Source organism: Salinivibrio costicola subsp. alcaliphilus (assembly GCF_001996185.1).
GTDB lineage: Bacteria > Pseudomonadota > Gammaproteobacteria > Enterobacterales > Vibrionaceae > Salinivibrio > Salinivibrio costicola.
The window spans coordinates 1-19,822 of record NZ_MUFR01000046.1 but is presented as its reverse complement, the minus strand read 5'-3'; the positions used below and the strand labels follow the sequence as shown (position 1 = coordinate 19,822).

Sequence of the window (19,822 nt, the reverse complement as noted above, 5' to 3'; positions counted from 1 at the left end):
TATGATGCGCGCCATTGTCGCGCCACTGACTTGTATGACGTTGGCGCATTCGCATCAGCAAGGTTGTACAAACATGGTTAACAACAAGATCCAGTGGTTTCCGGGCCATATGCACAAGGCTCGAAAGGAAATCGAAGAAGTCGTCCCTAAGATCGATGTGATCATCGAAGTGCTCGACGCACGCATCCCCTTTAGTAGCGAAAACCCTCTGATCCGCACACTGCGTGGCGACAAGCCAGTGATCAAAGTACTGAACAAACGCGATCTTGCCGATCCGGCCATGACAGATATTTGGATGGCCCACTTGGAGCAAGAGCAAGGCGTTTCTGCAATGGCGATCACCACGCAGCAGCAAAGTGAAGTCAATCGAATCATGGAGCGGTGCCGCGCACTGGCCCCTCATCGCGAAGCCATGGGTAAAAATATTCGCTCGATGATCATGGGGATCCCTAACGTAGGCAAGTCCACCATCATTAACAGCCTTGCTGGTCGAGTGATTGCAAAAACAGGCAACCAGCCCGCCGTGACGCGCCAGCAGCAACGGATTAACTTGCAAAACGGCGTGGTGCTCTCTGATACACCGGGAATTTTATGGCCAAAGGTTGAGAACCCACATAGCGGTTTTCGTCTCGCAGCAACCGGCGCTGTGAAAGATACAGCAATGGACTACGACGAAGTGGCTTTTTATACCGTGGAGTACTTGGCGAGTGCCTACCCCGAGCGGCTACAAGAACGCTATCAGCTTGATGTATTACCCGACACAGACATTGAGTTGATGGAAGCGATTGGTGCCAAGCGCGGTTGTCTGCGCGCGGGAGGGCGGGTTGACTTGCACAAAGCCTCGGAAGTGCTGTTGCATGATTTACGCGCCGGTGCGCTAGGTGGCCTCACGTTAGAGAAACCGGACATGATTGAAACCGAGCTGGTGCAGGTTGAAGAAGACAACGCCCGTCGAGAGGAAGAAAAAGCCGCTAAAAAAGAGGCTCGTCGTAAGCGTTACCTCAAAAATAAGCGTTAACTTCGAACAACACGGGGCGCGTATTGTGAAGTACAACAAGATTGACTATGATTAACTTTGAATCACAGTGATTAGGAGTACATCATGAATACTAAGGTTGTCACTGCACATGTTCCTTTACAGCTAGCTGATAAAGTTGACGAATTAGCGCAACGTCTAGAGCGCTCTAAAGCTTGGGTTGTGAAACAGGCTCTGACGGATTGGGTCGTCATGGAAGAAGAGCGTCACAAACTGACACTGGATGCGTTGGCTGATGTTGACAATGATCGGGTTACTGATCATCAGTCTGTTCAGGCCTGGGCGGAAAGCTTAGGGAGTGAGTCTCCTAAGGACATACCAAGGTAATGGAAATAAAGTGGACCAGTAAAGCCCTTTCCGATTTAAACCGACTTTATGACTTCCTTGCGCCCGCAGATGCCACTGCTGCGGCAAAGATAATTCGTTCATTGACCAGTGCGCCTAACATATTGTCAGATCAGCCAAGACTGGGGGAGCGACTTGATGCTTTTGAGCCCAGGGAAGTTCGCAGGTTCTTGGTTGGCAGCTATGAGATGAGATATGAAATACAAGAATATACTATGTATGTGCTTCGTATCTGGCATACTCGAGAGAAACGCTAAAAAAGAGGCCCGTCGTAAGCGTTACCTCAAAAACAAGCGTTAATACAGCCAGTGACATGACAACCAGTCTCATGCCAAAGGGGCATTCGGCCCCTTTGGCAAGGATGCAGCTAGACTTTAAATTGCCCCACTAATTGTTGCAACGCCGTATTTGCCGCTTGTAAATCATGTGCTCGCTGCTCGGTAGTTTGCCCATGTTGATGCAGCTTGGCGACGATATCACGGATAGACGTCATGGTTTGACTAATATCTTCAGTGACCTGGCTTTGCTCGGTGGCGGCTGTTGCGATTTGCGTGCTTAGCTCGTCAACCTGCGTCACTGATTGGGTCATGGTTTCAATCCGCTGCTCAACCTGTTGGCTACTCTCTGAAGATGAGACACACTGCTCTCTCGTCTCCTGCATGGATTGACTAGCCTGTGTCACAGCGTCACTGACCTGTGCCAACATCTTATCGACTTCACCGGTGCTCTGTTGCGTCCGCGAGGCGAGGTTTCTCACTTCATCCGCGACAACCGCAAAACCGCGTCCTTGGTCGCCCGCCCGAGCCGCTTCAATCGCCGCATTCAAGGCCAGTAAGTTAGTCTGTTCTGCAATATCACCAATCACGCCGAGAATCGATTCAATTGCTTTAGTATGCTCTCGCATTTGCGCGACTTTTTGCTCACTGGTTTCCACGTTATCGACGAGGGCTAAGACACTGCGTGTCGATGCCTGCGTCTCTTCACGCGCTTGCTGGGCTTCTGATTGCATCTGACGCGTGACATCATGGCTTTGATTAACGTTTTCCGCGACATCAGAAGCAGAGGCACTTAGCTGATTAATCGCGGTAGCAACGCCTTCTGTTTCTCTTACATGGGCATCTAATGTCGATAAGGTTTGGCTAGCATCATGACTGATTTGCTCAACATAGTTCGAACAGGTTTGATTTGCGCTCATCACTTTCTGTACTAAGTCTTGCAAGTACGCGATGAAGTCATTCACTGAATGAGAGATGCTATCCAGCTCATCATTACCTTTTGTCGGCAATCGTAGTGTGAGATCCGCATCGCCTGAAGATAAGCTATCCACATTTTGCTTAAATGTCGCAAATCGGCCATGAAGTCGCTTAAAGGCAATGAGCATGACCACGAGCAATAAGCCGATAAGAGGTAACTGGATCCAAGCAAGGGTGGTGAGAATTTTATCGCTCAGCGCCGTGAGTGCCGAGGTTGGCTTGGCAACGACCAGCGTCCATGGCGTACCAGAGACTGGCGACAGCAATAAAGTTTGCTCCTGGTCTTTACCTTCAAAGATCAAACGCTGCGTCTGTTGATTTAGAGCCGTATCAATAGCCTTGGCAAAAGGCGTGTTGAAACGTGAGACCGATTTAAGTACATCGTCACGCGTGAAACCACCACGGCTTTGGCTAAGGATCTTGCCATCGGATTCCACAATGGCAATGTTGGCATCTAAGGCTTTTTGCTTTTCCGCGACCAGTTGGTTAAAAAAGCCAAGGGTGACATCAATGGTTGCTACACCATATAAGCTGCCTTGCTGATAAATCCCCATAGCACAATTGGTACGAGGCTGAGCGCTGGCACCATCTTTATAAGCATTGGCCCAAACGCATGCTCCCCGAGGCGCATTTTGACCCGCACGATGCCAAGGTTGGGTGTAATAGTTTGGGGCCTCGTCGCTATTCCAGTAAGTATTGTCGACCAATTGTCCGCTGTCATCACGGTGATAAAAGGTGGAGGCGCGATCAACGCCCGCGAGGCGTTTATTAGGTAGTGGCCATATACCGCCTCCAAATACCAGAGGGTTGCCGTACTGATCAATAAGGTGCGGTAGTTGGGTATCGATTTGGGCGCTGGTTAAGGTTGGGATAAGTTGCGTAATGGCGCGCTGCTGCGCTTTTACTTCACGAAGGGCGAAGGTAATATCGCGGCCCACTTCATTCAGGTTAAGCTTAAGTCTTTCTTCTCCCTCTTTTTTTAGCGTCGGTGCAATCCATGTCTGTATGCTAAAAACAGTTAGGATCGTCGCGATCAGTAAAAAGACGATCAATCCGATACTGTATCGACCTTGTATGGTGGCAAACGGTGATCGAGTCGGTTGCATGAACATTCCCTATTTTATTTACAACTTAGAGATATGAGTATAAGACACCGAAATCTTGTGTTGTAAAAAAAGCGTGGGGGGACATCACATTATGTGTACGCAGTTATAAAAAACCCGTCGTACCGAGGTACGACGGGCGTATGCTAATGCCTTTATGTGATTATCACTGTTTATGACGTCACATCCACCAGCGCATCGGCCAACCTATCGATGTGTCGCTCTGCCAGGCCAGCAATGTTGATCCGGCTATCTCCTACCGCATAGACGCCGTGTTTGTCTCGCAACTGATGGATCTGCTCACCAGTCAAACCAAGTACGGAAAACATGCCACGATGGTGTTGGATAAAATCAAAATAACAGTCACCTGTGCGATCGCGAAGGGCTGACGTCAAGCCTTCTCGTAAGGCATTAATGCGGGTGTTCATAGCTTTAATTTCATTGCGCCATTGCTGCGTAAGCGCATCATCCGTCAAAATGGTTTCGACAATGGCGGCACCGTGATCCGGTGGCATGGTATAGGTGCTGCGCGCCAGTTGCATGATGCGCCCTTTCGCATTCTGCGCTTCTTGGGCAGATTTACCCACCACAATCGCCGCGCCTGTACGCTCTCTATACAAACCAAAACTCTTGGAGCAAGATGTCGCAATTAATAGCTCTTCAACATTATCGGCTAAAAGACGCAAACCCCGAGCATCCTCTTCTACCCCATCACCAAAGCCTTGATAGGCAATATCGACAAAGGGGGTAAATCCGTTGCGATTCGCAAGCTCTGTGATCGCTTCCCATTCCTTCAGGCTTATATCAGCACCTGTGGGGTTATGACAACAACCGTGTAACAATACCACATCGTCGGCGCCCGCCTGTGATAAGGCATTCAGCATGGCATCGGCATCCACCATTTTGGTCTCACGATTAAAATACGGATAGAATTTCACCGTCAGGCCTGCCGCTTCCATCACCGGCTTGTGATTCACATAGCTGGGGTCTGTCAACCATACGGTAGTCACCGGCTTCGCGAGATTCATCAGATCGGCCAGCATACGCAGCGCCCCACTTGCACCTGGTGTTTGCACGGCGGCACAACGGTCATATGCGTCCGTCCCTTTGAGTAAGAGATCGACCATAGCTTGGTTGAAGTTTTCATTGCCGGCCAGGCCAACATAGGCTTTCGTTTGCTGAGTTTGCGCGAGGGATTGTTGTGCCGCTTTAACGGCTTGCATAATTGGCGTTTGACCATGACTATCACGATAAACGCCAATGCCTAAGTCCATTTTATGCTCACGCGGATCGTCACGATAAGCCAGTGACAAAGAAAGAATGGGATCCTGCTGGGCAGGCGAGAGCAGATCTAACATAGTAATACGTCCTTTTAAGCCTGGATGCTCAAGATACGTTATACCCTACCCCATGCGGGAAAATTGGCAACCTCTTACCCGCGATTCTCTTGTCGATGTTGCGCACGCTCGGACAGAAAGTGTACGCATTGGTTGGCACTCCCCCGCCATACGAGGTTTGGATCGGCCTCTGCTTGGATAAATTTGCCGTCGATCAACACATCAATCAACGCCACCACCTCTTGCTGCTCAGAGGATAATTGTTCCAGCGTGTAGCCTGTCCACAACCAAATGTCTTTATCCGGGGCACTTAACACCACTTCTTGTAACAATTTTTTTACACTGTCGAGGTTAGCAGGATGCAAAGGATCGCCACCACTTAACGATAAACCGCGCCGCGGGATCCGTGTATCGAGAAGATCACGAATGATCTGATCTTTAATCACCTCAGTGAAAAGGTGGCCACTTTTCAGCGGCCATGTGGCTTTGTTATAACAGCCCCGACATTGATGCTCACAACCTGAGACAAACAAAGTGCAGCGCGTGCCAGGCCCATTGACAATATCGACCGGGATATACTGGTGATAATGCACGATATACTCCCTACATATGTTTAACGCGGCGGATCACTTCTTGCTGCTTACCTGGGTTAAATGGACGTGTATCCGGGCTACCCAAATAGCCACAGACGCGACGAGTCACCGACACGCGCGCTGGGTCGTGATTACCACATGCCGGGCAGGTAAAGCCTTTGCTGGTGCAATCAAATTCGCCGGTAAACCCACATTCATAGCATTCATCGATCGGCGTATTGGTGCCATAGTACGGCACGCGATCGTAGCTATAATCCCAGACGTTCTCCAACGCTTCTAAATTATGCTGGATGTTGGGGTACTCGCCATAGCAAATAAAGCCACCATTGGCTAAGCGTGGATAGTCCATTTCGAAATCGATTTTATCGTAAGGTGTGACTTGTTTTTCCACGTCGAGGTGAAAGCTGTTGGTGTAATAGCCCTTATCCGTCACCCCTTCAAGCACACCAAAGGCTTGCGTATCAAGCTGGCAAAAACGACTACAGAGATTCTCACTCGGGGTGCTATACAAACTAAAGCCATAGCCTGTTTCTTCTTTCCAGCGTTCGGTCGCATCATGCAAGTAGGCGACAATCGCTTTCGCTTTCTTTTGCTTGACCACGCTGTCGTAAAGATGCGGCGTGCTGCCATAAAGGGCATTAATCGTTTCGTGTAGGCCAATATACCCTAGCGAAATCGATGCTCGGCCATGTTTGAAAATCTCACTGACCTCATCATCTGGGTTAAGGCGGATCCCACATGCACCTTCCATGTATAAAATGGGCGCCACGCGGGCTTTTACCCCTTTAAAACGCGCAATTCGAGTATCGAGTGCCTGACGAGCAATATTTAACGTTGCATCGAGGCGCGCATAAAAGGCGTCTTCATCCCCTTCTGCTTCAATCGCCAATCTGGGTAAATTGACACTGACCACGCCCAAGTTATTCCGCCCTTCATGGATCAATTCGCCGTTTTCTTCATAGTCACTTAAGAAGCTTCGACAACCCATCGGGGTTTTAAACGAACCGGTGACCGATACAACTTGGTCATAATTGAGAATATCGGGATACATTCGTTTTGAGGCGCATTCAAGCGCAAGTTGCTTGATGTCATAGTTCGGATCGTCAGGCTGTCGGTTTAAGCCCTCGCGAATGCAAAATACCAATTTAGGGAACACAGCGGTTTTGCGATTTTCGCCCAAACCGGCAATACGGTTGGCTAAAATAGCACGTTGTACCGCACGTGCAGACCATGATTCACCGAGCCCTAACCCAAACGTAACAAACGGGGTTTGCCCATTGGCCGTATGTAAGGTGTTTACCTCATACTCCAACGATTGAAACGCATCAAAGCACTCTTTATCGGTTCTTGCTCGCGCATATGCCTCGGGCTCAACAATGGCCCACTCTCGCGCCACAAGTAAATGTTTTTGGTAGCTTGCTTCAACGTAAGGCGCTAACACCTCATCAATACGATTGATGGTGGTGCCACCGTATATATGACTCGCCACTTGCGCGATAATTTGTGCCGTCACCGCTGTGGCGGTCGAAATCGACTTAGGCGGGGCAATTTCTGCGTTCCCCATTTTAAAGCCTTTTTGCAACATGCCGGCTAAGTCAATCAACATGCAATTAAACATGGGGAAGAAAGGCGCATAGTCTAAATCGTGGTAATGAATTTCGCCTGATTCATGGGCGCGGACAACGGCGCTCGGTAGCATGTGCTGTTTGGCGTAATGCTTCGCCACGATGCCCGCGAGTAGATCGCGTTGCGTCGGAATAACTTTGCTGTCTTTGTTGGCGTTTTCATGCAGCAACTCGGTGTTCGTTTGACCGACCAACCCTTGTACCTCATGATTCAATCGCCCTCGGCGCTCTCGTGCAATGTCTCTATCGTGGCGGTATTCAATGTACGCGCGCGCGACCGCTTTATGCGGGCCAGCCATAAGCACATCTTCTACCGCATATTGGATGTGATCGATATCTACTTCGGCATCGCCAGCAAATTGCGTCGCAATGGTATCCGCTAAACGACGAATCGTCTCATCAGTCAATGGGCATGATTCAACGTCACGCAGCGACTGCGCTGATTCTCGCGCACACGTCACCGCCTGAACGATACGATCTGCATCAAATGGGACGCGTGTTCCGTCGCGCTTAATTACCGCTGGCATATGCCCTCCACACCATATATAGGATTATAAAAACATCATAAACACAAGATGTGGCATTAGATAGCAAATGCGGGATCGATTGTGTTGACTCAGATCATCGAACTTTCGAATAACCAAAGTCGGCCGTTCAAACGCCTATCTGTTCTCCAATTTGCTGATCTGTATTGTTGCAATTGTTAGCGAAAATCAAACCTTGTCCGCAATTTGATCGCGAACTCACCTACACGTTGAATATTTGCAGTAGGATCACGGTGAAAAGCAAATGATTAAGGTAAGGGGCAATCGTGCTTCGACGCGTCGGACTGTGGGTGCTGCTAGGGCTATATGTTGCCCCAAGCTATGCACTCACGGTAGCAACATGGAATTTTGAATGGCTAACCTTAAAGGCCGATCAACGGGCTGGTATTCGCCATGAAGAGGATTACCTACAACTCGCGGCCATATTGGCGCAGATCTCTCCAGACGTGTTGGCATTTCAGGAGGTCGATAGCCCTGAGGCGTTAGCCCGTGTGGTACCAAAAGAAAAATATAACTATTATTTTTCCGACCGTTACGCCGCACTCAAATCCTCTTCTCACAGTCAGCAGCTGACTGGCATCGCCGTGCGCAAAGGTTGGCAGGTGGACGATCGGAAAGATTTTCGTGAGATTGCCTTACCCGGACTGTTTGGCCCCCCTTCTTTGCGTTATGGCGCCTATGTGGTGATCACGCCTCCTGGCCATGCACCTATTCACGTGTTATCCGTTCATCTCAAGTCGGGATGTTTTCACCAACGCCAAGGCACAAGCAGCTGTAAAAAACTGAGTCAACAATTCAGAGCGCTCGCGGAATGGCTCGCGGATCGTGATGATAAAAACGTTATCATTGCCGGCGACTTTAATCGCTACATCGGGGAAAATAATGATCCATTTTGGCATACATTTAACGCTCATCGCCTTGAAATCGAGGCCAATCCCCCCAACATCGTCAACGTCACCAAAAACGTGCGAGCACGCTGTAAAGCACGGCGTTACAATTGGCGCACTCAAACTTGGAACCAGGTGATGTACAGCCGCTTAGTGGATCATGTTTTGGTTTCTGAGCCTCTTGCCAATCAATGGCAGTACAGTTTTCAGTATCAGTTCGACTATCACAAAGTAATGACATATCGACTCAGCGATCATTGCCCGATTGTTGCGCGCTTCGACATTGAGTCGGCGTCGAAATAGATTGACCCAATCGCAAAAGGTTGAGAAGGTCGTAATGCCGCTAGGAATGTCATGGTATTGACACAGTGAACCGTTAGCCTTGCTATATGTGATGGGTTAACGATCACTCAAGGAGAAAAAATGAACAGTTTACAGCATCAGGTTATCCCAACAGATGATGACCTGCTAGCCGATTATCTTGATGATACATCGACGCATCATCGCCCCAACATAGCGGGCCACAATGATGTCTTTAGTGATGATATTGAAGACGCCACACGCTAATCTGATTGCCTCAGCGTTAATTTAACGTCACGCTGACAACGCCTTATCCTACCCTTGTTACGTTGTCAGCAAATCCACCGACGTGTCGATATATTATGAAAAAAGCTCTCTCTGTGGTGCTGTTATGCGCCTCTTTTCTATCTTTTCAAGCCCTTGCGGCCCCCGAACTGATAGCCAAATCAACCCTTGATTTTGGTGACTTCGAAAAAACAGCGAATGTCGAGATCGAGGGCAATATTCAAGACGATGTACTTCGTCTTGTTGAGCGTGGTGTCAAAGAAGAAGAAGCTGACTACTTTGTGATTAACCAAGTCAGTGAAGATACCCACAAAGAGGTATTGATCGTGTCGGTGACCCTCTACCGTGAGTTCACTACTGACAATCAAAAACGCTTTGAGAATCGGCTCGGATAAGCATGAAATGATAAGAGAGGTAGGTACGAGTGCGTCCCAGCGTCGACCTACCTAACGCTTTAGGCTTTCCTTTGTTACACTTCTGCACTTTATAACGATAAGAGCAATGTTGTGATTGGAACCTTAAATAAAATGCGCACCGAAGCAGGCGCATCCGTGCAGTATTTTCTCCGTGTCGGTGAGCAAGAACTACACCTTAACCCCCTACTGGGCCGCACGCTCACCCTGACACACACTGGCAATATCTTTTGTGATGCGTGTGGTCGAAAAACCAAAAAAAGCTATTCACAAGGTCACTGTTATCCCTGCATGAAGAAGCTAGCGCGCTGTGACATGTGTATTATGAAGCCTGAAACCTGTCATTATGCACAAGGGACATGCCGGGAGCCTGAATGGGGCGAGCAGTTTTGCATGACCGACCACATCGTGTATCTCGCCAACACGTCTGGGCTAAAAGTCGGGATCACACGCGCGAACCAAATGCCAACCCGCTGGCATGATCAAGGCGCAACGCAGGCTCTGCCAATCTTCCGTGTGAAAACCCGCCATGTATCTGGCCTCGTTGAGGTGGCAATCGCTAAACACGTTGCCGACAAGACTAACTGGCGTGCGATTCTCAAGGGGGACAACGACGTACTTGATTTACAAACAGAAGCGGAACGCCTCACCCAGGCCATTGCATCCGATCTTGCTGATATCCGTTTACAATTTGGTCAAGATGCCATTGTGCCGGCTGAGCAAGGCGCTCTGACATTTAGTTACCCTGTCACTGAGCATCCAACCAAGATAAGCTCCCACAACTTTGATAAAAATCCGCACGTAAGCGGTATATTGAAAGGCATAAAGGGCCAATATTTGATTTTCGATACTGGCGTGATCAATGTGCGTAAATTTACCAGCTATGAAGTCACGGCTTCGCACGAGTAACTGACACTTGGGGTTCCCCTATAACCGTGCAAGGCTACCCACAGACTTGCACGGCGTCTGCTTTTATCGGTGTGCTTTATCAGTCAGCACCGCCATCGTAAGACGGCTCACGCATATATCGCGGCCGCGTTCATCTTGGAGGGTAATACTCCAAACTTGCGTGGTTGCTCCAAGATGAATCGGGCGTGCGACCCCCGTCACTGTGCCTTGTCGCATCGCGCGTAAATGATTGGCGTTAATATCGAGGCCGACGCAGTATTTCCCTTCAGGCACACACATATTAGCGGCGAGTGATCCCAAAGTTTCAGCCAACACCACCGACGCACCGCCGTGCAACATGCCCAGCGGTTGATGCGTATGCGCGGCAACCGGCATGGTGCCTGTTAAGCTGTTGTCATCAAACGCCGTATAAATAATCCCTAAATGCTCAACCAAGGTATTCGCCGATGAGGCATTTAGCCCCGCGAGCGACATGTCTTTTTTCCAAATGCTCACCATGTCTCACCTATTATTCATTCAATAACCGCTAACGGTTGCCCTGATGATCAACGTCGACTAGCGCAACACGAAGAAAGCAGCACCGTAGACGCCGGGGCGATAAGACAGTACATTACCTGTACTAACTGAGCGCCGTTCACGGCATGCTTCGGTCACGCCCATGTTAGGTAAAACGATACAGGAAACAATCATGCGACGCACGGCCCACACAGTCATTCTGTCTATCTGCTTCATTCTCACACTTACAGCCTGCTCAAATTCACCCACAGGCCGGAATCAGCTTTTGCTCTTTTCTGGCAATCAAATGGCTGACCTCGGCCAGCGTTCATTTGAGGAAATGAAGCAATCCCAGCCAATCAGTCAGGACAAAGCCGTGAATACGTACGTACAGTGCGTGACCCAAGCGATTTTAAAAGTGGTTCCGCCTCAATCAAATTTTTCCGAATGGGAAGTGGTGGTGTTCGACAGTGAGCAAGTGAATGCGTTTGCTTTACCAGGCGGAAAAGTAGGCGTCTATACCGGCCTACTCAATGTCGCAGAGACGCCCGATCAATTAGCAGCGGTTATTGGTCATGAAATTGGTCATGTGTTAGCCGATCATAGTAATGAACGTCTTTCTCGCTCTCAACTTGCCGCACTGGGCCTAACGGTTACCGGTATGTCTCTATCAGATAGCCCTCATGCCGCCATGGCAATGGCAGGCTTAGGACTTGGTGTGCAAGTCGGTATTTTGCTGCCCTATAACCGCGCGCAAGAATCAGAATCGGATAAAATTGGCCTACAGCTGATGCATCAAGCCGGTTTCAATCCGAGTGCCAGTGTCGACCTATGGCGCAATATGGCCAAAGCGTCTGATGGCGCGCCACCCGAACTGCTCTCGACGCATCCGTCTCCCAACACTCGCATAAAAGCACTCGAGTCAGGTGTGTCTCGCTTGCCTAACGTCCCTCACCGTATGACAGCCCAGTGCCAACGCCCGCGTACAAACTAATCATATGCAAACATTGTATTAACAAAGTGAATTCACTCACAAAGGCACTATCTATCGTGACTGATAATCGATGAAGCACAGTAACCCCTACCCTTGTCACACAAATCATTAACCTTTGTGTTACGCTTAGCCTAGGTTTTAGTGGGTAGTGATTCTGTGTGATTAAGCAGTCTTTCATCTTTTTGATTTGCATGCTATGGGCGCCGTTTACGTTAGCAACGTCACAACCCCATGCAGATTTATTTGATCAGATGTTTGAAAAACATGCACTGGTCATGATGCTAATCGATCCTGATAAAGGCGATATTCTTGCTGCTAACACAGCTGCCAGCGAATTTTATGGGTATTCGCGTGATACGCTGGCGCAAATGAACATCAAAGAGATTAACGATTTATCCCCTCAATCGGTTGCAGAAGAACGAAAGCTGGCAGCATTAGAAAAACGTCGTTATTTTGTGTTCCGTCACCAGTTAGCCGATGGCTCAACCCGTACCGTTAAAGTCTCATCGGTTCCGGTTTCTTATCGCGGCAGTCCAGTGCTTTTTTCTATCGTCACCGACATCAGTGAATTTCGCGCCACACAAGAATCCTTGTGGCATTACCAAAATCGTCTAGAGCACATGGTTGATGAACAAACTCAACAGCTTGAAAAACGCACAGACCACCAACTGATTGCGACTTCACTGGTTATTATCTTTCTCGGTGTGATGTTGACCACGATGTGGCTGGTATTACGCAAAAAACGCCGCACCGAATATGAGTTACAACTTGAACGTGGTCGTCTCGATGAAATTATCCGTGGTACACATGTAGGCACGTGGGAGTGGCACGTCCCGAGTGGTCAGCTGGTAGTGAATGATCGCTGGGCCGAAATCATCGGATACAGCCAAAAAGCGCTTTCTCCGATCACGATAGAAACATGGAAGTCACTCTGTCACAGCGAAGACTATGTCCATGCTCAAGAGAAAATACATTCAGCCTTTGGTGACTTAACGCCAAACTATGAATGTGAGTTCAGAATGCTGCATAAAGAGGGTTTCTGGGTCTGGATATTATCGAAAGGCAAGGTGATGGAGTGGGATCGGAGCCATAATCCAGTCCGGATGGTTGGTACACACCAAGATATTAACGAAACCAAGCGTTTGTACCTGCAGTTTGAACACATGGCCCATACAGATACCTTAACAGGTGCCCTCAATCGAATGGCATTCAAACAACGCGCCGACCAAGCACTGGTCCAAGCTCGGCAGCAAGGTGCGCACTTTTCTTTACTTTTTATTGATTTAGACGGCTTTAAAGCAATTAACGATACCTACGGCCATGACGCAGGTGACAGCGTACTCGTGGAAACCACAAAACGCATGAGTAGTAGTATTCGCAATTCTGATACGCTTGCTCGCCTTGGTGGCGATGAATTTGCCGTATTGCTCGAATACACCAGCCATCCAGATGACGCGGGGCGCGTGGCTGAAAAAATAATTGCCGGTTTAAGCCAGCCCTTTCATGTCAATAACAATCAAGAAGTCACACTCTCAGCGAGCATAGGTATTGCCTGTTACCCTGAACATGGTGAATCGTTTGAGTCGTTATTAAGTTGCTCGGACGCCGCCATGTATTATGCGAAAAGGACATTAAACGGCGGCATTTTTGCGTACTGCGATCCCAAACGAGACACGATTTGCCCTTAAAAGCTCGCTCCACCTCAAAAACACAAATAAGGCTTATCTAAAAAATCGAGTCGCAACCAGTAATTTCGCTATGATGACGCGCAGTACTTACTCTATGATGACGCTATAGCTTTAGGGCTTTGACTTGCTAATGCCTCATTGGTCACATCTTGAATCGAAATAAACATATGATTCACTTCACCACGCGTATTGGCCATCGGATGCATGGTGATATTTTGGTACATAAACGGTAACTGTCCGGTAATCGGGCGCACATGACGGCAGCGAAACAAATAAGGTCGCTGTTGCCAAACAATGAAACTGCGACACCGTAATTCGAAAACCGGCTGAGACTTGGCGCGAAACCAGGACGCATTGATCTCGGGAAACACGTCGAACAGCGAACGACCTTGTACATCTTTCGCATGTTTACCGCTATGGTGGATCATAAATCCGTTCCACATTTGGATGTGAAAATCGCGATCGAGTACGATTAATCCCATATCGATATGCTGCACCATATCTAGCATCCAATGGAATTGATCAAAATCTTGTGTGCTCATTCCATTACTCCTCATCCATCAGGTACGCTAACTTGGCATCCAGTAGCGGCAGTGATTCATCCAACAACAGCAATAGAAGATCGCATTTTATTTGAGTACCATCAATCTGATAACTGACCTCGATGGTCACTGTTCGCTTCCATGATCCCTTCATCGCCGAGATTAATTGGTCAACGTCAGCATGTTGTCCAAGTAAGGCCGGATAGCTTTGCGAAAACTCTAACGCCGCCTGATCGCCCAGTCCGCGGAGAAAAGCGCTGATTAAAATGTTGCTCACATCCACAAGGAGCTCTAATTCATTATCCACCGATCCGTCGTCTGGGTAGTCGAGCAGTTGGATCATTTCCGTAATACTCGAGTCACTGATCAACATCAGCGCTTCACCAGCGATCCCTTCACCACTAAAGCCTTGGCACACTCCATTCATGGTGTTGGACTGGGCCAGATGGCGAATCGTCATGGTTAATTCAGTCACCTCAAACACATTTACTTGCGGCAAAGGCATATGGACAAACACACCGCAGTGCCGGGCGAGTTTATCCGCCGCCTGGCCCATGGCAATGTTCACGACTTCCATATAAATATCACGACGGCTCAGTTTTTCGTGCGACGTTTGCGCACGCTGAGTATCTAAAGTGGATGTATTAGGCAAATAGGCTTTGATTAACGCATCGACCCGCTCGCGACTAATCGGCTTTTTAACAAAGTCTTTCGCGCCTCGCTCCAACACTTGCTGCTGTGCTAATGGCTGGATATCACCCGACACCACCACAACCGGAGTGGTCATGCCCGCTTTTTGCATAGCCTCTAACGTTTGATAACCGTCTAATTCTGGCATGGTCAAGTCTAGAAACATGATGTCAATCGGCTGACTGTTGAGCACGTCGAGTGCCACTTTACCGTTTTCAGCAAAGTGCACGTCAGCATCGAGGTCTTGAGGCAAGGTTCGAGATAGCTGTTTGCGCGCCAGGGCAGAATCATCGGTGATCAATATTTGTTTGGTCAAAAGCCTCTCCTTTTCGACTTCTTAGCTGAGAGTATGGCAGCGTGATCACTGTAAGCATAAACCAAGTTCGCCAGGTATGAGGTCGAACCCGTAAAAATCACTGAGATTATTTGAGATCGCTAAGGATTCTCGTTTGATTGCGTGACATCGTATTCGCACAGATAGCTCAACCGGTCGGGGCGAGTCATCAGCGTCGGGGCATGCACGTAGAAATGACGTAAACAGGTTAAACACAGCTGGACGCATTGATAGACTTTTTCACGGATGGTCTCAGGATCGTCATCAAACTCCCCAGTTAACAAGGCACGCCAATCCTCGGCAAGCTGATCAATCATAGCAAGGTCCGTCTCTTGCTCGATAATATGCGTCAGCGCCGCTTTTATCGGGACAATGTCTTCACTGGCAGCAAATATATTGCGTAACGCAATAATCACATCCATTAAGGCATCTTGTGTGACCGGTTTTTTTGCTGCCGCATAGAGGCGAGACATGGCCAATCGAATCCCGCTGGAATCGGTATCATCCACCAGCATGCTACAACGCTCAATATCCACTAAGTCTTCATCACCAATTGCCACAGGATCGCTGGTTTCCGCTACGGTGCTAAAATCTTGTCGTCGGTTGTCCAATGAAAAGGGATCAATACGCCACACCCACTCTGGCGCGACAAATGCCTTATGTTGGCCAAGATAACAAAGCGCCATGCATAAAATGATATTCAGCTCGGTAGTTTGCTGCTCGCCCTCGGCATCCAGAACCTCCTCGGGCCAATCATCGTCTTCAAGAAAGTCGCCAAAGTTGATCGCAAATGCGTAGCCAGACTCTAACATAAAGCCATTATTCCGGCGCTTCGCCATCAGCCCCGCCGCTTGTAAGACATATTCAGCAATACCCGGGGTGTAGCGCCGTACACTGCCCCATTTGGTATCGAGTTCGGCCAAATTCGTGAGCGCCGCATTACGAAATCCTACAAACATGGGAATATGCGCGACCTCACCATCGGCAAGGCTGCGTGCCATGTCTAACATCTCTTGGACGGTAGTCACGAAACGGTCAGCACTGACCACGCCACGTATCCGCATTAAGTCATAACTATTGACCAAAATGGAGACAGGGAGACTGGCTAAACTCACCATGCCGCGATGTCCGGTGGCATCTTTATAGTCACCACACGTTTGTTGTGGCTCTTTGCCAGTGGTGGTGAATAATCTTGATAAGGCAGGATCGGCCGCCATCCGCTTTTGCACCAACTTACTAATAGGGAATTGCTCAATAGCTGCGGTCAGGTAACCTGCTCCCCGATAAAAAAGGTGCGGGCGTTGTCCCGCCTTAATCAGAAACAAGGGATACAACTCACCGGCCAGTTGGCAAAATGCACTGGTCAAGGGGTCGGCGGTGGTGATCCGCGTGGCGAGCTCTCCCCCTTGTTGTGCCCGCCACACATTAAAGACATGACGACCATTTTGCATCACATGGGGGAGGCGATAAAAAAAAGATTGTTCACTCTCTCCCTGGTCAACCGCGGATACCCGTAGCTGACGGCACAGCTCGATATACTGGTTCAGCGTGTCTCGCTGGATCCGGCTTAGTCCGAGTTTCTGCATTAAAATTAAGCGGCCTTCGGCCTCTGTGACATTCAAGATGTAACTCACCACACGGTGGCCCATCGCCTTCACAAAGTGCGGTATGGCCGGATAGGACATCATACTTCCTAACCTTTCGTGAATAAGGAACACGTATACATATCGGCACACATCCTCAAAACTATAAAAATCAAAAAAGCGTCAAACCAACAACGCCAACGAGCGAATAGGCCATGGCATCCTCCCTACGCTTTCCCCTGTTTACCTAAGTATAGCCATTTCAAGCATTAATCTTTCGATGACAAACCCAGAAACAATTTTGCGCACAAAGGGGATGACGAGGCCTTGACCAATTGATGACCCCCATCTATTCTAGCGTACAAGTGTACGCTTAAATAAAGATAAGAGTTATGGAAACCAAAACAACAACCTCACCGCCGCAAAAACCACGTTTGATTTGGCTAAATATCAGCGTATTTACGCTCACGTTTTTCATCGCGGTCATTGGCACCCCGCTTTGGGCTTGGCACCATGGTTTCGATTGGATGCAGATCACCGCACTGATTGTCGCCTTTAGTTTTTGTGGGCTGTCGATAACGGCAGGCTATCACCGCTTATGGGCCCATAAAACTTATCAAGCCCATCCGGTCTTGCGGTTTATTTTTGCCATTGGGGGCGCGTTTGCACTCCAAAACAGTGCCCTTCATTGGTCATCCGATCACCGTATTCACCATCGTCACGTAGATGACAACGATGTCGACCCTTACTCGGCGAAACGCGGCTTTTGGTTCTCGCACCTAGGCTGGATGTTACGTGAATATCATCCCGACCGTTATGGTGATTACAGCAATTGTCGTGACTTGCAAAAAGACAAGATCGTGATGTGGCAGCACAAGCACTACTTGGCCCTGACACTGGCAACCAACTTTGGTTTTCCTATCGCGTTTGGCGTGATTCACGGCGATGTGTGGGGAGCCATTTTACTGGTCGGCTTCACACGATTAGTGCTCAGCCACCATACAACGTTTTTCATTAACTCCTTGGCCCACGTATGGGGAAGTCAACCGTACACCGAGAAGAATACAGCCCGCGATAATGGTGTTTTAGCCTTTATGACCTTTGGTGAGGGGTACCATAATTTCCATCACATCTTTGAGAATGATTACCGCAACGGCATTCGCTGGTGGCAATTTGATCCAACGAAGTGGTTAATTAAAACGGCCTCTTGGCTTGGGTTGGCTGAAAAGCTGCGTGTTACGCCGGAAGAAAAGATAGAAAAAGCACGGGCGACAATGCAGCTTCAGCGTGCAACGCAAAAGCTAAGCAATAAGCCCAATGCCGCGCATCGCTTGCAAATTCTACAACAAGAATACGATACCTTGGTGGCGAAGATGGCTGATTACTACACGCTCAAAAAACAATTACTGGCACTTGAACGCGATAAATTCCGCGAAAAAGTAGAAAAGGCCGAGTTAAGTCAGCAATATCAAGATTTGAAACTGCGTTTTCATCAACAAAAACGCAGCTGGCAAGTACTCACAGCGAAATACGCCAGCTAACCCAACGTCAACGTCGATAAAAACCGGTCAGTGATACTGACCGGTTTTATTGTCATTTTCTATAACGGCGTGATTTATTCGGCCGGCGGCTCGAGAAACGAAAGCAAGATGGTTTCTAACTCATCCCACGGTAAGGGTTGGATATCAATCACCTCAATCCGTGACTCTGCCGTTTCAATCGACATGGGTGTGACGGTGACAACCTGATTGGCAACGTTAAACGCAAAAAATCCCTCTTCGGTGTTTACCACCGCCTTGATTCGCTGAGCATTGAGATTGCTAAATAACCCATACAAGGCATCAAAGGGAAAACAACAGTGCGCGGCAAATAACCAACCACAACTGACATAGCCCTGCCCCTGATTTTCTTTGCGGGTAAAAATGTCATCTGGACCCAACGCAAGCGTGGTCATCGGCTCAGCATTGCTGTGATGATGGTGATAATGCGCTTTGCGATCTTGCCGAGGTAGCGAAAGCCATGCCGTCTCGAGCGCGCCGTGTTCAACGCCAGTCACCAAGCTTTTCTTGCCATCAAACGCCGCGACATAATCATAAAACGTTGCGATTTGCCCTTCAGTACACTGATCGAGCTTGTTGGCGACCACCACATCCGCTAACGCGATTTGATCGTGAAAATTCTGATTTTCACGATAACGCACATCGTCAATGCAACGCGGGTCCACCAAGGTCATCGTCGCGCGTAGCGACAAATGGGTATCGAAAGGCGGCTGGGTAAGCTTACCGATAATATCCTTAGGATGACCCAGCCCTGTCGGCTCAATTAAAATTCGATCCGGCTTTTGCGCTAATAGCGTATTCAAGCCTACCGTCATAGGCAACCCAGCGACACAGCACATGCATCCCCCCGGCACTTCCTTCACCAGCGCACCTTGCTCAGAGAGGATCGCACCATCGACACCCACTTCACCAAACTCATTGACCAATACCGCCCAGCGCTCTTGCTCAGGTTTATTCGCCAGCAAATGACGAATGGCAGTCGTTTTGCCCACTCCAAGAAAGCCAGTGATGATGTTGGCTGCTACGTGACTCATTGCTTTATCCTGCTCGTTATCTGCATTGACGTAGTGTAACGGATCGCGAAAAAGTCGTCGCCTATTGGTAATCATGCACTGAAAAGCCCCATTTCCCATCCAATCAATTACACAGAAAGTGATGAAATATCATGCACTCACTGAACGTGGTGATCATTGCTGATAAAAGCTTGATGAACAACTCCCACTAAACGCTGCGCGTTTTGAAGGAGTTTCAAAAAGAAAGCCTAAGCTGCCTCTTTAGGCTGGTTCCCAGCCTGAATACCTAACGC

Annotated in this window: 19 protein-coding genes; 10 read left to right on the top strand and 9 right to left on the bottom strand. The window is 48.8% G+C overall.

Features of this window, described 5'->3' with window-relative positions; genetic code table 11:
* The first annotated feature begins 73 nt into the window (after positions 1–73).
* The 3 genes from ylqF to BZJ21_RS13375 all read left to right on the top strand — a co-directional run bounded on the left by ylqF (position 74) and on the right by BZJ21_RS13375 (position 1,638).
* Positions 74–1,018, top strand: a complete 945-nt coding sequence (ylqF, locus tag BZJ21_RS13385; protein ID WP_025744796.1) for a ribosome biogenesis GTPase YlqF — start codon at positions 74–76, stop codon at positions 1,016–1,018.
* Between the two features lie 84 nt (positions 1,019–1,102).
* On the top strand, positions 1,103–1,363 hold the full coding sequence (locus tag BZJ21_RS13380; protein ID WP_021023859.1) for a CopG family ribbon-helix-helix protein: 261 nt from the start codon (positions 1,103–1,105) through the stop codon (positions 1,361–1,363).
* Complete coding sequence (locus BZJ21_RS13375) at positions 1,363–1,638, top strand: type II toxin-antitoxin system RelE/ParE family toxin (RefSeq protein WP_021023860.1); 276 nt, start codon at positions 1,363–1,365, stop codon at positions 1,636–1,638. The genes BZJ21_RS13380 and BZJ21_RS13375 overlap by 1 nt, the downstream gene beginning before the upstream one ends.
* 110 nt (positions 1,639–1,748) lie before the next feature.
* Here BZJ21_RS13375 and BZJ21_RS13370 read toward each other — a convergent pair whose 3' ends face one another.
* From BZJ21_RS13370 to nrdD, 4 genes are all read right to left on the bottom strand, one after another.
* Complete coding sequence (locus BZJ21_RS13370) at positions 1,749–3,740, bottom strand: methyl-accepting chemotaxis protein (protein ID WP_077670033.1); 1,992 nt, start codon at positions 3,738–3,740, stop codon at positions 1,749–1,751.
* Between the two features lie 170 nt (positions 3,741–3,910).
* Positions 3,911–5,095, bottom strand: a complete 1,185-nt coding sequence (locus BZJ21_RS13365; protein ID WP_077670032.1) for an amino acid aminotransferase — start codon at positions 5,093–5,095, stop codon at positions 3,911–3,913.
* Between the two features lie 74 nt (positions 5,096–5,169).
* Entirely contained in the window at positions 5,170–5,667 is a 498-nt protein-coding gene (gene nrdG, locus BZJ21_RS13360; RefSeq protein ID WP_077670031.1) for an anaerobic ribonucleoside-triphosphate reductase-activating protein, read from the bottom strand.
* A 10-nt stretch (positions 5,668–5,677) separates the two neighbouring features.
* Positions 5,678–7,819, bottom strand: a complete 2,142-nt coding sequence (nrdD, locus tag BZJ21_RS13355; RefSeq protein WP_077670030.1) for an anaerobic ribonucleoside-triphosphate reductase — start codon at positions 7,817–7,819, stop codon at positions 5,678–5,680.
* A 284-nt stretch (positions 7,820–8,103) separates the two neighbouring features.
* Between nrdD and BZJ21_RS13350 the strand changes: the two genes are divergently transcribed.
* The 4 genes from BZJ21_RS13350 (at position 8,104) to BZJ21_RS13340 (ending at position 10,631) form a co-directional block, all read left to right on the top strand.
* Complete coding sequence (locus tag BZJ21_RS13350; RefSeq protein ID WP_158075536.1) at positions 8,104–9,027, top strand: endonuclease/exonuclease/phosphatase family protein; 924 nt, start codon at positions 8,104–8,106, stop codon at positions 9,025–9,027.
* Between the two features lie 120 nt (positions 9,028–9,147).
* Positions 9,148–9,291: a hypothetical protein gene (locus BZJ21_RS16335; RefSeq protein WP_158075535.1), complete on the top strand. Its 144-nt coding sequence runs from the start codon at positions 9,148–9,150 to the stop codon at positions 9,289–9,291.
* A 95-nt stretch (positions 9,292–9,386) separates the two neighbouring features.
* Positions 9,387–9,704 (top strand): hypothetical protein, encoded by a 318-nt coding sequence (locus BZJ21_RS13345; protein WP_077670028.1) that lies wholly within the window; start codon positions 9,387–9,389, stop codon positions 9,702–9,704.
* Between the two features lie 132 nt (positions 9,705–9,836).
* Positions 9,837–10,631 (top strand): DUF2797 domain-containing protein, encoded by a 795-nt coding sequence (locus tag BZJ21_RS13340; RefSeq protein WP_077670034.1) that lies wholly within the window; start codon positions 9,837–9,839, stop codon positions 10,629–10,631.
* A 63-nt stretch (positions 10,632–10,694) separates the two neighbouring features.
* Here the strand turns inward: BZJ21_RS13340 and BZJ21_RS13335 are convergent, their stop codons facing one another.
* On the bottom strand, positions 10,695–11,126 hold the full coding sequence (locus BZJ21_RS13335) for a hotdog fold thioesterase (RefSeq protein WP_025744795.1): 432 nt from the start codon (positions 11,124–11,126) through the stop codon (positions 10,695–10,697).
* A 193-nt stretch (positions 11,127–11,319) separates the two neighbouring features.
* Between BZJ21_RS13335 and BZJ21_RS13330 the strand changes: the two genes are divergently transcribed.
* Together BZJ21_RS13330 and BZJ21_RS13325 are read left to right on the top strand one after the other, a co-directional pair.
* The gene (locus tag BZJ21_RS13330; RefSeq protein WP_077670027.1) at positions 11,320–12,120 is read left to right on the top strand and encodes a M48 family metallopeptidase; all 801 of its coding nucleotides are present in this window, start codon (positions 11,320–11,322) and stop codon (positions 12,118–12,120) included.
* Positions 12,121–12,278: 158 nt separating this feature from the next.
* The gene (locus BZJ21_RS13325) at positions 12,279–13,808 is read left to right on the top strand and encodes a sensor domain-containing diguanylate cyclase (protein WP_077670026.1); all 1,530 of its coding nucleotides are present in this window, start codon (positions 12,279–12,281) and stop codon (positions 13,806–13,808) included.
* A gap of 92 nt (positions 13,809–13,900) precedes the next feature.
* Here the strand turns inward: BZJ21_RS13325 and BZJ21_RS13320 are convergent, their stop codons facing one another.
* From BZJ21_RS13320 to BZJ21_RS13310, 3 genes are all read right to left on the bottom strand, one after another.
* Complete coding sequence (locus BZJ21_RS13320) at positions 13,901–14,350, bottom strand: PAS domain-containing protein (protein ID WP_021023812.1); 450 nt, start codon at positions 14,348–14,350, stop codon at positions 13,901–13,903.
* A 4-nt stretch (positions 14,351–14,354) separates the two neighbouring features.
* Positions 14,355–15,356, bottom strand: coding sequence for a response regulator (locus BZJ21_RS13315; RefSeq protein ID WP_077670025.1), 1,002 nt, complete (start codon positions 15,354–15,356; stop codon positions 14,355–14,357).
* Positions 15,357–15,475: 119 nt separating this feature from the next.
* The gene (locus BZJ21_RS13310) at positions 15,476–17,062 is read right to left on the bottom strand and encodes a hypothetical protein (RefSeq protein WP_077670024.1); all 1,587 of its coding nucleotides are present in this window, start codon (positions 17,060–17,062) and stop codon (positions 15,476–15,478) included.
* A gap of 287 nt (positions 17,063–17,349) precedes the next feature.
* Here BZJ21_RS13310 and BZJ21_RS13305 point away from each other — a divergent pair, with 287 nt between their 5' ends.
* Positions 17,350–18,498 (top strand): fatty acid desaturase, encoded by a 1,149-nt coding sequence (locus BZJ21_RS13305; RefSeq protein WP_077576955.1) that lies wholly within the window; start codon positions 17,350–17,352, stop codon positions 18,496–18,498.
* A gap of 74 nt (positions 18,499–18,572) precedes the next feature.
* On the opposite strand, the gene BZJ21_RS13300 is transcribed toward BZJ21_RS13305, so the two are convergent.
* Positions 18,573–19,550: a CobW family GTP-binding protein gene (locus tag BZJ21_RS13300; protein WP_077670023.1), complete on the bottom strand. Its 978-nt coding sequence runs from the start codon at positions 19,548–19,550 to the stop codon at positions 18,573–18,575.
* Between the last annotated feature and the right edge of the window lie 272 nt (positions 19,551–19,822).

Bases quoted from the DNA above. Each gene is read 5' to 3' on its own strand.
- ylqF (WP_025744796.1), top strand. From the start codon at position 74: ATGGTTAACAACAAGATCCAGTGGTTTCCGGGCCATATGCACAAGGCT.
- BZJ21_RS13380 (WP_021023859.1), top strand. From the start codon at position 1,103: ATGAATACTAAGGTTGTCACTGCACATGTTCCTTTACAGCTAGCTGAT.
- BZJ21_RS13375 (WP_021023860.1), top strand. From the start codon at position 1,363: ATGGAAATAAAGTGGACCAGTAAAGCCCTTTCCGATTTAAACCGACTT.
- BZJ21_RS13370 (WP_077670033.1), bottom strand. From the start codon at position 3,740: ATGCAACCGACTCGATCACCGTTTGCCACCATACAAGGTCGATACAGT.
- BZJ21_RS13365 (WP_077670032.1), bottom strand. From the start codon at position 5,095: ATGTTAGATCTGCTCTCGCCTGCCCAGCAGGATCCCATTCTTTCTTTG.
- nrdD (WP_077670030.1), bottom strand. From the start codon at position 7,819: ATGCCAGCGGTAATTAAGCGCGACGGAACACGCGTCCCATTTGATGCA.
- BZJ21_RS16335 (WP_158075535.1), top strand. From the start codon at position 9,148: ATGAACAGTTTACAGCATCAGGTTATCCCAACAGATGATGACCTGCTA.
- BZJ21_RS13345 (WP_077670028.1), top strand. From the start codon at position 9,387: ATGAAAAAAGCTCTCTCTGTGGTGCTGTTATGCGCCTCTTTTCTATCT.
- BZJ21_RS13340 (WP_077670034.1), top strand. From the start codon at position 9,837: ATGCGCACCGAAGCAGGCGCATCCGTGCAGTATTTTCTCCGTGTCGGT.
- BZJ21_RS13330 (WP_077670027.1), top strand. From the start codon at position 11,320: ATGCGACGCACGGCCCACACAGTCATTCTGTCTATCTGCTTCATTCTC.
- BZJ21_RS13320 (WP_021023812.1), bottom strand. From the start codon at position 14,350: ATGAGCACACAAGATTTTGATCAATTCCATTGGATGCTAGATATGGTG.
- BZJ21_RS13310 (WP_077670024.1), bottom strand. From the start codon at position 17,062: ATGATGTCCTATCCGGCCATACCGCACTTTGTGAAGGCGATGGGCCAC.
- BZJ21_RS13305 (WP_077576955.1), top strand. From the start codon at position 17,350: ATGGAAACCAAAACAACAACCTCACCGCCGCAAAAACCACGTTTGATT.
- BZJ21_RS13300 (WP_077670023.1), bottom strand. From the start codon at position 19,550: ATGAGTCACGTAGCAGCCAACATCATCACTGGCTTTCTTGGAGTGGGC.